This window comes from Xanthovirga aplysinae (assembly GCF_009711365.1).
GTDB lineage: Bacteria > Bacteroidota > Bacteroidia > Cytophagales > Cyclobacteriaceae > Xanthovirga > Xanthovirga aplysinae.
Genome location: NZ_SMMB01001260.1, coordinates 1 through 15,565 on the forward strand (window position 1 = coordinate 1; position 15,565 = coordinate 15,565).

A 15,565-nucleotide genomic window follows, 5' to 3' on the forward strand; every position below is an offset into this window, starting at 1 on the left:
TTTTAAATAAAACTGTGAATTTAAAATGAGCCCAACCTTAGTCGTTAGTATTCTAGCTTCCTATTTTGTTGTATTGCTACTGATATCCTACTTCACTTCCCGCAATGCCACTTCCGAAACCTTTTTTACAGCAAATAGACAATCTCCCTGGTATTTAGTAGCCTATGGGATGATTGGGGCCTCCCTTTCAGGAGTAACTTTTATTTCCGTTCCTGGCGAGGTAGGAACAAATGGCTTTGCCTATTTCCAAATGGTTATCGGCTATTTATTGGGCTATTTGGTCATTGCAACAGTCCTCATGCCCCTTTATTACCGCTTACAGCTGGTTTCCATCTATACTTATTTGGAAAAACGTTTTGGTTATTGGTCCTATAAAACTGGGGCATTTTTCTTTTTAATCTCACGGATTATAGGCTCTTCTTTCCGTCTGTTTTTAGTAGCGGGAGTACTGCAATTAGCACTTTTTGATGCTTGGGGAATCCCCTTCTCGGTAACGGTTATGGTCACCATCATACTAATTTGGCTGTATACATTTAAGGGAGGAATAAAAACGGTAGTCTGGACGGATACGCTGCAAACTACTTTTATGCTATTAGCGGTAGTGACAAGTATTTACCTCATCAGCGATGAATTGAACCTTGGCTTTTCTTCTATGATCAGCACTATTAGGGAAAGTGATTATTCCAACACTTTTATTTGGGAATGGACCGCTGGTCGTAACTTTTTTAAGCAATTCTTCTCCGGCGCATTTATTGCTATCGTGATGACGGGCCTGGATCAAGATATGATGCAAAAAAACCTTACCTGTCGAAACCTAAAAGAAGCACAAAAAAATGTTTTTTGGTTCAGTATAGTGCTAGTTATTGTCAACTTATTCTTTTTATCGATGGGTGCCTTGCTTTACATTTATTGTCAACAAAAAGGCATTACCCTACCAGATCGTACTGATAACCTTTATCCACTGCTGGCTTTGGAGCATTTTCCAACTATTGCTGGGGTACTCTTTTTATTAGGCATTACTGCCGCCGCTTACTCCAGTGCAGATTCTGCTCTCACCTCTATGACCACCTCCTTTTGTGTAGATTTTCTTGAGCAGCCCAATGCATCCAAAAAAACAAGAAACAAAGTGCATGTAGGCTTCTCTTTTATTCTATTTGTTGTCATTCTAATTTTCCATGCTATTAATGATAGTAGTGTAATCAGCTCAGTATTTACCGCTGCGGGCTATACCTACGGTCCATTACTGGGTTTATATGCCTTTGGAATGTTTACAAACCGAAATGTTAAAGACAATTGGGTACCCCTCATTGCTTTGACTTCCCCTGTCATTTCATACTTATTAAAAAACAATTCTGAGACATGGTTGTGGGGATATAAGTTTGGCTTTGAAATATTGATTGTAAATGGATTTTTAACTTTTATAGGTTTATGGGCCGTAAGTAACCAAAGTGATGTAAAAGTTAGAAGTAAAAAAGAAGTCGTAATGAATACTTAATTGACAGAACACAAGGGCAGTCCTGTCAAGTGCTGTCATTTGTTATGTATTAGTAAATACCTGGTTTCTTAAGCTCAAAGCATATAAAAAAATCTATTTTCACGACAAATACCTTTGTAAGACCTACACTTTATTTTTGAAAACAATTAATTTAATAGAAGAGAAAGAATCCTAAAAATGATCCTTAGGATTCTATTACCTTAATTAGCCCGTAAAGGATGTATTTTCGTTGAACATTTTTGCCCATAAAATAAATATATAAAAAGGTTCATTTGGTATTTTAACCAATACTTACTTTAAAAACTTAATTGTTCAAAAATGGATTTACTTGTCCATAAATGAACAGAATTAAATGATAAAAACTCGCCCCAGGCATTTAAATAAAGTATTTTTTATAAGGCATCATAATTGTGAAAAAGATTGAAACGCAAATTAATTTTTATGAAAACATTTTTTACTAACCTCCTAATGTTGCTTTTTTTCTCTGCAACTTATGCACAAACGATCTCACTCAAAGATGTTGATCCAGGTGATATCAAAATTCAAGGATTTAGTCTGTCAACTGATGGTTCAATTAACATAAATGGTACCGGATCTGTCCTAAATGATGATTGGCGTTTATTAGTATATTATGGATGGATACTAGATTCAGATTCAAGGAAAGTGGTATGGCATCTTTTTGATTTTATGGAGGATCAGGATGAAGATAAATTGAATGGAAACTTTGATTTTAATACAAAAGTAAACCTTCCCAAAGGAAACTACGAGTTATACTTTGCGGCAATGCACACCAATAGAAATAGGTTTCATGAAAGAGATAGTGAAGAAGATGGGGTAGTACTTGGGTTTTTGGATGCTATTGATTGGGTTTTAAGTTCAAGAAACAAAAGAAAATATAGAAGGAGTATACAAGATGATTTATTTATCCAATTAGAAGGAAGAAACCTAAAACCAATAAATTCTAACAAACTTTTTGAAGACATAAACGAAGAGGCAATTATCTCTTTTACCAAAATCAGAAATGATAATAGACTCAAACAAGGGTTTACCATTTCCAAGGAAACCGATATTCGTATTTATGCCCTTGGAGAAGGAAGGGAAAATGAAATATTTGATTATGCCTGGATAACAGATGCCAATACCGGAAAGCATGTTTATGAGATGGGTTACTCAGACTCTCAGTACGGTGGAGGTGATAGTAAAAACCTAAAAATAGAAGAAACGATTTCATTACCTGCAGGAAGTTATCTAGTAAACTATTCTTCAGATGGTTCCCATTCTTATGAAAAATGGAATGCACTGCCCCCAGACGACCCTCAGTTCTATGGTATTTCTATTTGGCCTGCCTCGATTAAAGACAAAGACCATTTTGTTGAGTTTAAAAAACCAAAGACCATGACTCCTCTTGTTTCATTAACAAAAGCAAGAGATGAAGAAATACTGTCCCAAGGCATTTCCATAAAAAAGAAAATGAATGTTAGAATATTTGGTTTAGGGGAAGAAGGACACGATGGTGATCTGGTTGATTATGGATGGATAGTAAATGCTAACTCCAGAGAAAAGATCTGGAAAATGAAAACTTCAAGATCTAACCACGCCGGTGGAGCAGATAAGAATAGGTCTGTAAAAGCCATTATATCATTAGATCCTGGAGATTATATTGTCTATTATGCTACTGACGATTCCCATTCTTACAGAGATTGGAACTCCGATAAACCATATGAGTCAGAAATGTGGGGTATTACCCTTTGGGCTACTGAAGAATCCGATTTGAGACATGTAAGCACTTTCGATCCCAAAGAATTTAGAAGTGAGGATGAATTGGCCGTGATTACAATGGTGGGAAATGGAGCTCTGGTCAAAAAAACATTTTCTCTAGAAGAAGATACCAAAATCAGAATCTTAGCACTTGGAGAAGGCACAGGTGGAGAAATGGATGATTATGGCTTTATTAAAAATGTGGATACGGGTGAAATTGTTTGGAAAATGAGATATAGAGAATCGGAACACGGAGGAGGAGCTAGAAAAAATCGGGAGTTTAATGAATCCTTTATGTTAGAAAAAGGAACTTATAGGGTCTATTTTGAGTCTGATGGTTCGCATTCTTATGCAAGATGGAATGATGACCCTCCAACCAACCAAGAACTTTGGGGGATTACTGTACTGAAAGATTAATTTTCAATAATTTCACAACACATACCTAAAAGGGGTAGTAGAAAGTTTTTTTCCATTACCCCCTTTTAACCAAATTTAGGAATACCATTATTTCACAGCTTCCTGGATAGTGTTCAAACCAATTAATTATTTTCCTCCCTTTTTGTTTCCTAAGGAAGATGGCACAATGATCTTTTTTGCTTTTATTAAAAAAAAAGGAGAGAAGTACTTTTCTTCGACCAAAGATTTTTCCTCTTTATTTGCATAAATGTTTTGATAAATTTCCAGTTTAAAACCACATTGCTCTAATAGTCTGATATAGGTACTAGCGGACCAAAAAAAGTCATTTAATAACAAGTTCTTCCTTTCCCCTTTTAGAAGTACTTCAATTGCATCTCCCTCTTCTAACTGAGCTTTATAATGATAATCCACAAAAGAAAAGTTGATGCCATTCCCTTTCTCCCAATTAGGTAATAGAAATATAAACTCACCAAAGGGTTTAAGACAGTCGAATACCTTTGAAAATTCATTACTAATTTCCACAGTCGTAGGAAAAACACAGAAGAAAAAGGTAGAAACCACACAATCAAAATAGCTTTTGTATTGACCCCAAAAGGACTTATTACTTATTTGATACTGAATGTTGGATGCCGAATAGTATTTCTCAGCTATCCTTAACATCTTCTCGGCCTTATCAACACCTACCACCTCGCTTTCTTTAAGTTTTCCCAGATCCCGAGTGAAATGTCCTGTACCGCAACCCAAGTCCAAGACCTTTACTTTATTTTTCTCTTTTAAAAAATCCAATACTTTTCCATAACTTATATCCCATGTTCCATTAGGTATTCCTACTACCTCATGATATTTCTCAGCAAGAAAATTATAATTGTCCATATCAACTGAATAAATTTGGATTCCACCTAATGAGCTCCGGCTATAATTCTGTCTGATAGGAGAAGTACTATTTTAATTTAGGGAACCTAAGAAAATTAGGGAAAGTTTCTATCCGAATCTCTTTAATAATGGATTTATTGGGGCCTTTATTTTAGTATATCCCATTTTCTCCTAGAAGAAACTAATATTTACAACAATAATGATTTCTAAAAATAGAAAAAGGTGAAAAGTTGTTTACAACACTTTTTATAGAGAGGCCAAATTTTTATATCTCTGCAGCTAATAGAGTCCGATTCTTATTTTATGTTTGGGAATCACCTTTACATACTGTTACCGGACTATACTAATTGACCTTTAGGTAACTTGCTCCCTTAAGAACAGAATATTATCTTACCAAATCCATACCCATACTAATCCCACACAATTGGGATAAATTCATGGAGAAATACTGAATAGCAAGGTTCATGGCTCACAGCAATCTGATATGGGTTTACTAGCCATAAGCCCTGACTCTTTATACAGTAAATGTTAATGGCAAATAGGAATTAAAAGCATGCAGAAGAGAATAATTAACACTAAAATTGGATATGAAATAACTTCAACAGAGTTTGAAGCAACTACAAATCCCTTAGGGGTAGTAATAATTTCATCAGCTACCGGAGTCAAGCAAAATTATTACTTCAAATTTGCAGAATTTTTAAATTCTGAAGGATATTCTACCATCACATTTGATTATGGGGGAATTGGAGAATCTAAAAATGAATCTCTAAAAACCTTTGACACTAATGCTTTTAATTGGGGGAATAATGACTTAGAGTCTGTAATACAATTTTATACTGAAAAATATACTGGCAAACCTTTAACAGTAATTGGACATAGTATTGGAGGACAATTAATTGGGTTAACCCCATCAGCTCAGAACATTAACAATATTGTTTTGGTAGCATCACAAACGGGATATTGGAAGTTCTGGAAAGGAATTGAGAAGTTAAAAATGCTATTTAATTGGTACTTCATATTCCCAATCTTGACAAGGGTTTATGGATTCTTCCCTGGAAAAGGACTTGGGGCTATGGAAGATTTACCAAAAAGCATGGCTTTAGAATGGAGAAAATGGTGCGCCAGTCCTAATTATTTATTTGACCACATCGAAGAGGAATATCTTAACTTTGATAAGTTAAAATGTGAGTTACATTCATACAGTGTAAGTGATGACAATTATGCCCCTAAAAAGGCCGTTGATTGGCTAGCCAATAAATATAGCAGAGCATTAATAACAAGAAAGCATATAAATCCAAAAGACCTCAACCATTCTAAAATTGGACATTTCGGTTTTTTCAAAGAGAAAATGAAAGATACATTTTGGAAAATGATGTTAAAGGACATAAAAGCGCCTAGCCAAGTACAAGGCTCTGCCACTTAAAAATGATTCTCTAAACCAATTATATTTTCTGGCTTTCCTTCATTTAATTTATTATAACCTTGTTTCTTCTGTTATTCCTGTTGCGTACCCATAAATAAGTTGACAAGGGGACTTTGATTAAACCAAAATAACAGATTCACCTTAATTAGGCTCTTGCAATATTAAAAGGGGAATGGGAAGCATTAAACTTAGACGTTTACTAATGCTCGAATGAAGCCAGTTTTTCATTAATCCATATTCACGAGATATGACTACTAATAAATCTGCTGGATAATTCTTGAGGTAAGTTTCAAACTGTTCAAGTGTATTTTCACCTTCAGTATATGTAAACATTTTCCTGACTTTATCAAAGGAAGGTCCTTCTAGAAGCTTTTCCAAGCTAAAAGCCTTCTTATTGGGGGCTTGGTGATTATAAATGTGATACAATATAATGCAAGCGTTATAATGGGAAGCCAGTTGGGCAACCGGAGAAATAATCTTAGGATCGTCAAGACCGATAAAGTCAGTGGCTAAGATAATCTTTTTGAAGGGTTTAAACTTGATGTGCTCTGGGATGATCAGGATAGGAAGTTTTGTTTTACCAATCAACCGTGAACAATTGGTACCCAAAATAGACTTAATCCAGCTTTTTGCCCTTTTACTCCCCATAATTAAAAATCCATCACCTATTTTCTTTGAATATTGGTTAATTACATAAGCTAGTGGACCTAAAGAAGGATGAGCCTCGATTGGTAAATAAGGGAATTTCTCCTTCAAGAACTTTATTTCTTCTTCCAACATAAGAAGAGATTGGCGCTTTTCAATAGACGGGCCTAACTTAGAAAATGGAGAATGGGGGCCCCTGCCCTGATAGGCATTCACTAAGAAAAATGTACAAGGAAACCCTTTAAACATTTCCAAAGCATAGAAACATGCATTTCTAGCAGCTTTACTACCATTAGTAGCTAATAGGATATTTTGATTTTCTATTTTCTCCGACTCTTTATTCACTAATCTCTTTCCACTTTATATAAAAACAAGACAAAATCAGAATAAATTGATTCTCAACTTAGTTTTACAGTATTAGCAAATGCTGACTTTCTGCTAGCTAAAAAAACCAATAAGGAAGTTGAAGAGCAGATTCATAAAATACATGCTCCATTTTACAATTTCTATCTGGTTCTATTGATTTGATTGCGATTGCAAAACCACTTATACAACTCCACTACCAAAAACAATAGGCTGGAAAGTCCAAATAAGGTAATCCAACGCTCAAGGCTAATGGGTTGTAATTGTAAAACATCTTGGAGCGGAGGGGTATGCATGGCAAAAAAATGAAGTAGCTGGGAAAAAACAATAGCGAGAATTAAAAACCAATTGTGTTTCACAGGAATTCGAAAAAGAGACTTTTTCTCTGACCGGCAATTTAAGGCTTGAAAGTTCTCCAAAAAAACCATTAAAAGGACCAACTCATTCCGGGCAGCATGCAGTTCCACCCCCTCAGGCTTCAACATAAAATACCAAAAGGAAAATGCGATCAAAGCCATCAAAACTCCCACTAAAATTACCTCTTCCTTCATTTTCCGATTAAAAATAGGTTCATGTGGGGGACGTGGCGACCGTTGCATAATGTCACTTTCTCCTTTTTCCAAGGCAAGGCCTATATGTTGAAGGCCATTAGTAACCAGGTTAAGCCATAATAGCTGGACAGCAATAAAAGGAAGTGGAGTACCAAAGAAAAGAGCTGATACCACAATTATTACTTCTGCCAAACCTGTAGATACTAGCAGGTAAACGATTTTTCGTATATTATCATAGGTGACCCTTCCTTCTTCTATTCCTGCGACGATAGAGGAAAAGTTATTGTCGGTAATGATAATATCGGCTGCTTCTTTGGCAACATCTGTTCCATACCCCATAGCCACTCCAATATGTGCACTGACCAGGGCAGGAGCATCATTTACACCATCTCCGGTAACAGCCACATAATGATTGTTTTTAATCGCAGATTGTACAATCTGTTTTTTTTGCCCAGGACTTAAACGAGCAAAAACAAGGTTTTCCCTAATTTTTTCTTCAAATTTTTTATTTCCTAGATTTTTTGCTTCCTCTAGATCCTTACCTGAGATCACTTCTTTTTTTTGCCGGGAAAGACCTAACTCATTGGCAATTGAAAAGGCTGTTGCCGGGTGATCTCCAGTGACCATAGCAATCTTAATCCCTGCCCGATGACATTGAGCAATAGCCTGTGAGCTTTCGGGGCGTAAGGGATCGATCAAGGCTGCAAAACCTAAAAATTGAAGGGGGGGTAACTCATGTTCTTGTGGCAGGGAAATAACTTCATTCTTGGCCATGCAAATTACCCGATAACCCAAGCTAGAAAGTTGTTCTGCCTGTTCTAAAGTGGATTGGTAATGATCAGGCTTGAAATGGGGAGCCAATGCTTCCGTTGCCCCTTTAACGATCACATATTGTTTTCTGTTCTTTTTGAAGTAAACAGCCGCATACCTTCTATCAGATTCAAATGGAATTATTTTGATGATTTCAATTTCCTGATGAAATTCCTCAGGCCTTTTACCAAACTTATAACAAACGGCAAGTAGAGCTACATCCACTGCATCTCCTCGATTTTGCCATCCTTTCTTATCCCCTAATGGTTTTAAGTCCGCTTCATTGCATAGAGCACATCCTTCCACAAATTGGAAAAGTTTATGTTGATAAGTTAAGGGTAACTCTAAATTTTCAGAAGAAATCATTCCTTCTCCTGAATACCCCTCTCCACTTAACAAATAGGTAGTTCCATCTGCCAAGACAATCCTTTTGACCGTTTGCTGATCTACTGTTAGAGTGCCTGTTTTATCAGATGCAATATAAGTACAACTCCCCAACCCTTCTACAGCAGCTAATTGACGGATAATAACATGTCGATGAGCCATACGGGAAGACCCTAAAGAAAGGGCAATGGTAATGGAAACTGGTAGTCCTTCCGGAATAGCAGAAACCCCTATTGAAATAGCAAAAAACAGCATCTCCCGAAGGTTATTTCCCTGCCATACCCCCAGGATAATAATCATAACAGCAATTATCAGCACAACGAGACTGATCACCTTAGAGAGCTTCTCCATACGTTCGACAAGAGGAGTTTTGATACTCTCTGTTGACTGTAGAATGGCAGAAAGTTTACCTAATTCTGTTTCCAGGCCAGTTGCTACTACTAATCCACGAGCCCGTCCCCGCATTATGGTGGTGCCTGCAAACGCCATATTAATAATCTCTCCAATATTTTGGATGGTATCAACAAGAGGTAGGGAATCTTTTCCCACTGGAACGGACTCTCCTGTAAGCATAGCCTCCATTACCGATAGATTATTGGTTTCAATCAACCGGATATCAGCAGGCACCTTCATTCCGGACTCCAACCAAACGATATCTCCCGGAACAAGGTGATCGGCATCTACGGTCGTTAATGACTGGTTTCGAAAAACCATAGCCTTTACTTTGATCATCTCCTGCAACGACTGTGCACTGCATTCTGCTTTCCATTCCTGATAACCACCCACCACAGCATTTATCAAAACAACCGCCATAATAAAACTCGCATCAGCCCATTCTCCAATACTTACTGAGAGTAGCCCCGCAAAAATGAGAATGTAAATTAATGGGCTTTTAAACTGTCGAAAAAAGATCCGAAAGCGACTTGGTTCCTCGGCTTTAGGGAGCTCGTTTTTACCATATTTTTCCAATCGTTCTATTACTTCTTCCTCACTTAAACCCTCATGCCTACTTTTAAAGGCCTGAAATAAGGATTCAATACTGGATTGGTAATAGAACATATAGCTATTCTCCTCTGTTTCTCATGAACGGTAAAAAAAGAAGCCCAAATGTTACTTCTTTTTGTTTTTAAGGTCATTTGAATCACTATAGTTCGCTTTCTGAATTAGAAGTAAATTAGAATAAAAGGGAACCCATTAGTTTTTCACCATAATTTGTCCTTTCCATAAAAGTCCTTTTTAATCATTTTCATAAGGATGGTGAATTCTACAAGTGTATTTGTTTTACCACTGTAATTAATTTAAAAACTCTATCAAGCCAATTAAAATTTATGTTCAGAATTTTTCTAAAGAAGTATTGAGGGAGCAATTACCACACTAGCAATAGTTTCAAGAGTTACCGGCGCAAAAGCCGAACTGAAATGGGAATTAATTTTGGGTTTTGCTAACCTAATTGCCGATGGTTTTCCCTATCTGAAGGAAATTATCTTTCGGCAAAAACAGGATGGGAGGAATACGATAAATTGAGAGCTAAGGAAAATTGGGAAATAGAAAATCTTGCAGAAGAAGAAGTTGAACTAATAAGAGCAATTTATACTAAAAAAGGATAAAAAAGAGAATTACTTGGTGAAGTAGTAACAGTAATTATTTCTGATAAAGAAGTATGGATAGACATCATGATGAAGGAAGAAATTGGATTTTAGAGGTTTAAAAACTCCCTTATCTAAAGCATTAGCGACTTTCCTTTTTTCCTATTGGCCTGATCTCTCTTTTAACCTATCTTTTATCACTTTTTATTCCCTTAAGCGATGGGCTTCTTTTTACGCTATCCCGTTCTGTTACAGTCATTGCATAAGGAAAAGTAGGAATAATGAAAAGTAAAATAAACCAGATATGTCCCTGGAAAGGAACAGATGAAATTTTATTTCTAGAGGGTCTGGCTGGCCTGATTACTAATGAAGTAGGTGTAGTATTGGCCAAAACATTTACAAGTAATTTGAGGTAATAATTCCAATTCCAAAAATAACATGGGATCGGCTAGGCTTATTTTGAAGGTTATTGACCATGAGAATATAGTTTGTTAAATGTGAAAAGGAAAATAGAAAAAGTTTAGTCATAATTTAAAAACATTACTACATGAAAGTAGTCGTATACAGCGTTCATAACTTTGAAAGGGATTTTCTGCTTAGAGCAAATACAGAAAAACATAATCTTATCTTGCTAGAAGAAAGACTTAATAAGACAACAACATCCCTAGGCAAAGGGTGTAAAGCTATTTGTATTTTTACCGGAGACAAGGCAAACGCAGCAGTTTTGGAATCCTTACATCAGCTGGGAGTAAATCACCTTGCCCTTCGTTCGGCGAGCTTTAATCATATTGATTTAACAAAAGTTCGGAAATTAAAAATGAAGGTGGTCCGTGTACCTGCCTATTCTCCTTATGCAATAGCCAAACATACTGTTGCTTTAATACTTGCTTTAAACCGAAAACTGATACGAGCACACCATGGGGAAAGGGACCTGAATTTCTCTTTGGATGGGTTAGTAGGCTTTGATGTGAATGGAAAAACAGTAGGTATTATTGGAACTGGAAAAATCGGAAGTGTATTGGCACGTATTCTTCATGGATTTGGTTGTAAAATACTGGCCTATGACAAAGAGAAAAATAAAAAATTGATTCAACAATATAACGTAAAATATACTGACTGTGAATCTTTGTTTAAGCACTCTGATATCATTACACTTCATATTCCCCTAGCTGAAAGCACCCGATATATTATTAATGAACACGCCATTGAAATGATGAAACCTGTAGTAATGCTAATTAACACTAGCAGGGGTGGATTGGTTAAAACCAAAGCCGTTATCAATGCCCTTAAAACAAAGCAAATTGGGGCTTTTGGATTAGATGTTTATGAAGAAGAGGAAGGGCTGTTTTTTGAAGAACACTCTGAGGATATTTTAATGGACGATACCATTGCCCGGTTGATGACTTTCAAAAATGTACTGATTACCAGTCATCAGGCCTTCCTTACAGAAACAGCCCTGAGAAATATTGCCGAAACTACTATTTACAATTTGGACTGTTTTGAGAATGGAATTGATAATGAAAATGAAATTGAACTTTAAAGGTAAATTTCTTTAAATATTTCCCTTCTATTATATTTTACCCTTCATCATTTTCAGTTTTTCACTTCCTCCAAAAGTTCAAAAATTCTTTCATTCTGGATAATCTTCAAACCTAATCTTTGGGAAGAATAGCCCTCCTTAATTTTATAATCATATTTAAAGCCTTTTCCTTTACTTAAAGCCTCAAAATAATACAGTAACATTTCTACTTTATCTTCTTCTAATTGCTCAATAACCTCTATAATATGGGTTGAAATGAATATTTTACAGGTTTTTAATTCAGCCAGTCCTTTGGATATCATGACAGATCCTTCTAAGGCATCTTTTACATTGGTCCCTCTAAATAACTCATCAAAAATTACCAATAAATTGCCATGTTCTTTAATGGTAGAAACCACTGTTTTTATTCTATCCACTTCACTATAGAAGTGACTATACCCTTTTTCAATACTGTCATTTACGTTGATGGTGGATATGATACCATTAAATACTGAACATCTCATCGTTTTAGCCGGAACAGGGAATCCCAGATGCGCCAAATAGACGGCAACTCCCAAGGACTTTAGGAAAGTGGATTTCCCAGCCATATTGGGCCCTGAAATAAAGCAAAGACTTCTACTCTGATCAAAAGAAACATTATTGCTTACAGGCTGCTCCAACAAGGGGTGAAAAAGACCTTCAATCTCCAAAACTGCACCACTTTTTGGAGGGGGAATTAAATGAGGAATACAAAAATCATTTTCCTTCCCAACTTTAGCAAGGGTTTGATAAGCATCAATTTCATAAATAAAATCCTGAAGAAATCGAATTTTTGTAAAAAGGGTTTCTCTAAAAAAAGGATCAAGTTTAAGTACTGACCACAATTTTAGGTTATGATCCTTTTTCATCAAAATGGAAAGCCTTGAATCATTTATGATTTCCTCCACCCTTTTAATGGACTCCAATAATTCAGTAGGTAATTGAAGCTTTGAAAGCTGAGGCAATTCTTTTTTTAAGGATTTTAATATCTTAATTAGGTTTACAATGCCAGCATGAATATTGTAAAGTTCACTAATTGGCCTAAGGTAATTGTTAATTCTTAGATTCAGGTTGGAGAAAAAGTTAAGATGAAGGAGGGGGTATCCCATGTTCAAATAAAATTGAACATATTTTAAAGCTTTATCCTCAAAAAGAAGCTCCTTTTTTAAAGGAATAAAAGCCCGAACCATAGCTAATCTATCTTCGATTTTTTTCAAATCAGAAAGGGGATTCCGTAACATTTGTTCAATCAGCTGAGCACCTCCTCTTGTTTGAGTTTGAGCAAAAACTTTTAAAATGGAATTTTGATTTGTTGAATCACCAAAAATTTGTAGGTCATTATAAGTTTGTTCATCGATTTCGAAATGCATAAATGAAGTATAATAAAAGTAGGGGTTGAAAAAAGTTTATTTCCTCATAATCCACTTAAGATCTATCTGAAAAAGCAGGAACCGACAACCTATAAATGAGAAGTATTAACCCACAACATAGTAGTGAAAATTATAAGAAAATTGTCTAAAGATAAATAAAAAACCGGCTCCTGAAAAAACCGTTTCTTTTATTCCGCTCAGGAAAAAGTTTCTTTTAATTCCTATGTGTTTTTCCCCTTTGATCCATCTTAAAAATAAGCACAGTGACAATTGAATAAGTCACACCAAAGATCACACTCTTTATTCCCAGCTTTGAAATTTCCGGCTGGTCAAAATCAATGGAAAACAGAAAAAAAACAACCGTGGTGATCACGAATGATAATAAAAAAAATTTCAGTTTTCTTGTCATAAAAATACTAGACTTTAAATATATTCAATTCAGGAACTTATGATTACCCCTTATCAAAAATTTCTCTATGATAAAGTGGAAGGAAGAGTGGTTACACCTAAGCTCATTTTAACCCTCACATTTCCACTAATTTAAAATAAATGACTTCACTTTCTACTCATACAGGCTCAAGTCCAACTCCTCAAATGAAGTAAACACACTTTCAGGCAATTCCTTGAATACCCGGATGTCTTTTAACTCCTTTTCCCCTCGGTTTCCTGATAAAAGGATTTTACCATATTGTTGATAATCCTTCCAGGGTGTGGAAAAAGAGGCTTCCTTATCGGTGGTATTTGGAAAATATTCCCAGGCTGAAACTAAATGATTTTCTCGATCTACATAAACCCGATATTTATTTTGAGGTGTATCACCCACCTTATCGAAAGTTAACTCAAGCACATCATCTATGGCGTTTTCCTCTTGATCTTCTCTTTCCCCCATATACTTTAATGTCAATCCCGAATCCTTTAATTTAAAAGGCAAACACAACCAATAGGAATCATTAATCCAGATACTTTTCCCTTTTTGTAAATATTTGGCCAATGAATCACTTTGTGTAACTTCTTCGGTTCCCTTCCATACCCTTCCTTTAAGGTTATGAATATTGACCAAAATCTTTAAGTCTTTCTTGGGATATTCTATGCGGACATCTCCCTTCCACTTATCCCATATCAGCTGACGGGCTCCGAAGAAGTTCCAAGAAATATAGCGAGTTTCATCCCAGTTCTGTCTGCCTCCCATAGCCTTCATCACTTCATCAGCTATAGCTATCGCCTCCTGATCAGAGTTTTTTTCGTCAAAGCCAGCCATGGGTGGGTTTTCCTCCAAAATGCTTTCCTGAACGCTTGTGGCATATTGTACTTCTTCAGATTGTGAAGTGTTCTTTTGTTGGCAAGAAGAAATCCCTATGATCAAACTTGCCAATGCCAATGCTCCTATTCCTCTCATAAATTAAATGCTTATTTTCATCAATTAAGCCAATATAAAAGATAAGAAGCAACATAGCACTAAGTAGCTGTCTAAAATTTTTCTTTTTGTTGCAGATATTTTCTGAAAAGGTCTAACCTTTGATGAAATAAATGGAAATCAGTATTGTAGGAAATAATCAACTCAAGTATTATTTGTATTGGCTCAAATCTACCTCCTCAAAAGAGGTAAACACGCTTTCTGGCAGGTCTTTGAATACATGAATATCGGTTATATCCCGTTCACCCCGATTACTGGCCAGTAGTATACTTCCATATTGTTTATAATTGGTCCAAGGAGTGGCAATGGTGGCTTCTTCCTGGGATGCATCTTCATAATATTTCCTGTAGGTCATCAAATGCGAGTCATTATCTATATACATTCGATAGCGGTTTTTAGGGGTGTCTCCCACATTTTTGAACGTTACGTCTACTACATCCGCATTATTGCCAAAGGGGTCTTCCTCTTTTCCGATATACTTTAGGGTCACCCCAGGATCTTTCAACTTAAATGGCATCACTAGCCAATAAGAATCATTTATCCAGATGCTTATCCCTTTCTTTAAAAATGCGGCCAAAGAAGCCTGGTCAGTCACTTCCTTTCCGTCCTTAAAGGCTTTTCCTTTACCATCATTGATATTTACCAGAATCTTCAAGTCACTATCAAAGAATTCTATTCGGACATCACCTTTCCATTTATCCCAAATCAACTTACGCATCCCAAAGAAATTCCATTCTAGGTAATGGGTGTTGTCATAGTTTTTTCGGCCTCCCATGGCTTTCATCATTTTATCCACCACTTTAATGGCTTTCCGGTCTGAACCTTCAATATCAAATTCTGGAGCTTGGAGATTTTTGTCCTGGCCCATTTCCTGTTGCGTTTCGGGCGTCTTTTCTTCTTCCGCCTTTTGCTCCTTTG

At 36.1% G+C, this 15,565-nt stretch carries 11 protein-coding genes and 1 pseudogene; 6 read left to right on the top strand and 6 right to left on the bottom strand.

Annotated elements, in window-relative coordinates:
* Window positions 1–25: 25 nt before the first annotated feature.
* Both E1171_RS19785 and E1171_RS19790 read left to right on the top strand, forming a co-directional pair.
* Window positions 26–1,495 (top strand): sodium:solute symporter, encoded by a 1,470-nt coding sequence (locus E1171_RS19785; RefSeq protein WP_155207795.1) that lies wholly within the window; start codon window positions 26–28, stop codon window positions 1,493–1,495.
* Window positions 1,496–1,936: 441 nt separating this feature from the next.
* Window positions 1,937–3,670 carry a hypothetical protein gene (locus E1171_RS19790; protein ID WP_155207796.1) on the top strand — a complete coding sequence of 578 codons (1,734 nt, stop codon included), beginning with the start codon at window positions 1,937–1,939 and terminating at the stop codon, window positions 3,668–3,670.
* A 126-nt stretch (window positions 3,671–3,796) separates the two neighbouring features.
* On the opposite strand, the gene E1171_RS19795 is transcribed toward E1171_RS19790, so the two are convergent.
* Window positions 3,797–4,543: a class I SAM-dependent methyltransferase gene (locus E1171_RS19795; protein ID WP_155207797.1), complete on the bottom strand. Its 747-nt coding sequence runs from the start codon at window positions 4,541–4,543 to the stop codon at window positions 3,797–3,799.
* 553 nt (window positions 4,544–5,096) lie between these two features.
* On the opposite strand from E1171_RS19795, the gene E1171_RS19800 reads away from it, so the two are divergent.
* Window positions 5,097–5,966: an alpha/beta hydrolase family protein gene (locus E1171_RS19800; RefSeq protein ID WP_155207798.1), complete on the top strand. Its 870-nt coding sequence runs from the start codon at window positions 5,097–5,099 to the stop codon at window positions 5,964–5,966.
* A gap of 141 nt (window positions 5,967–6,107) precedes the next feature.
* Here E1171_RS19800 and E1171_RS19805 read toward each other — a convergent pair whose 3' ends face one another.
* Window positions 6,108–6,956: a universal stress protein gene (locus tag E1171_RS19805; protein ID WP_155207799.1), complete on the bottom strand. Its 849-nt coding sequence runs from the start codon at window positions 6,954–6,956 to the stop codon at window positions 6,108–6,110.
* Window positions 6,957–7,117: 161 nt separating this feature from the next.
* Window positions 7,118–9,778 carry a cation-translocating P-type ATPase gene (locus E1171_RS19810; RefSeq protein WP_155207800.1) on the bottom strand — a complete coding sequence of 887 codons (2,661 nt, stop codon included), beginning with the start codon at window positions 9,776–9,778 and terminating at the stop codon, window positions 7,118–7,120.
* 413 nt (window positions 9,779–10,191) lie between these two features.
* Between E1171_RS19810 and E1171_RS24980 the strand changes: the two are divergent.
* The 3 genes and pseudogenes from E1171_RS24980 to E1171_RS19815 form a co-directional block, all read left to right on the top strand.
* Window positions 10,192–10,326: pseudogene (locus E1171_RS24980) on the top strand (VIT1/CCC1 transporter family protein); the annotation flags it as partial.
* Between the two features lie 260 nt (window positions 10,327–10,586).
* Window positions 10,587–10,721, top strand: a complete 135-nt coding sequence (locus tag E1171_RS24675) for a hypothetical protein (protein WP_281347221.1) — start codon at window positions 10,587–10,589, stop codon at window positions 10,719–10,721.
* Between the two features lie 131 nt (window positions 10,722–10,852).
* Entirely contained in the window at window positions 10,853–11,845 is a 993-nt protein-coding gene (locus E1171_RS19815; RefSeq protein WP_155207801.1) for a 2-hydroxyacid dehydrogenase, read from the top strand.
* A 53-nt stretch (window positions 11,846–11,898) separates the two neighbouring features.
* Here the strand turns inward: E1171_RS19815 and E1171_RS19820 are convergent, their stop codons facing one another.
* From E1171_RS19820 to E1171_RS23945, 3 genes are all read right to left on the bottom strand, one after another.
* Window positions 11,899–13,233 carry a MutS-related protein gene (locus E1171_RS19820; RefSeq protein ID WP_155207802.1) on the bottom strand — a complete coding sequence of 445 codons (1,335 nt, stop codon included), beginning with the start codon at window positions 13,231–13,233 and terminating at the stop codon, window positions 11,899–11,901.
* Between the two features lie 562 nt (window positions 13,234–13,795).
* Window positions 13,796–14,629 (bottom strand): hypothetical protein, encoded by an 834-nt coding sequence (locus E1171_RS19825; RefSeq protein ID WP_155207803.1) that lies wholly within the window; start codon window positions 14,627–14,629, stop codon window positions 13,796–13,798.
* A 169-nt stretch (window positions 14,630–14,798) separates the two neighbouring features.
* A partial coding sequence (locus tag E1171_RS23945; RefSeq protein ID WP_246164441.1) for a hypothetical protein occupies window positions 14,799–15,565 on the bottom strand: 767 nt, incomplete at its 5' end.